Annotated in this window: 1 protein-coding gene; it reads right to left on the minus strand. The window is 63.4% G+C overall.

Features of this window, described 5'->3' with window-relative positions; all coding sequences use genetic code 11:
• Positions 1–184: hypothetical protein (locus SB725_RS30240; protein ID WP_410923031.1), on the minus strand; the 184-nt coding region annotated here is incomplete at its 3' end.
• Positions 185–393 lie beyond the last annotated feature (209 nt).

The raw sequence follows: 393 nt of genomic DNA on the forward strand, positions 1-393 counted from the left end.
CTGTTCCGGCAAAGCGACGCGAACCACTTTTGATCCGTTCGGTCTGCCGGTTATGCGTGAGAACGCGCTTGGTCAGCGCATCACGTACGATGTGCGTCCGACCGGCGAGCCGGTCCGCATCACATATCCCGACGGAAGTTCGGAGGCCTTCGAATACGATGCAGCCGGGCTTTTGGTTCGGCACGTTGGCCTCGGCGGAAGGGTCCGACAGTCGCTACGCAATGCGCGTGGCCAGGTCGTCGAGATAAGCGATCCAGCAGGGCGCCGGACCCGTTATCGGTACGATGCCGACGGGCGGCTTCGAGAGCGACTGCAGGACCGCCCATGCTATGCGTTCACGTACAGTGCCGGCGGTCGGCTCTTGACTGAGATGCGACCGGACGGCGTGGAACG

The sequence above is a fragment of the Pseudomonas sp. SIMBA_041 genome (assembly GCF_046535095.1).
Lineage (GTDB): Bacteria > Pseudomonadota > Gammaproteobacteria > Pseudomonadales > Pseudomonadaceae > Aquipseudomonas > Aquipseudomonas mucoides.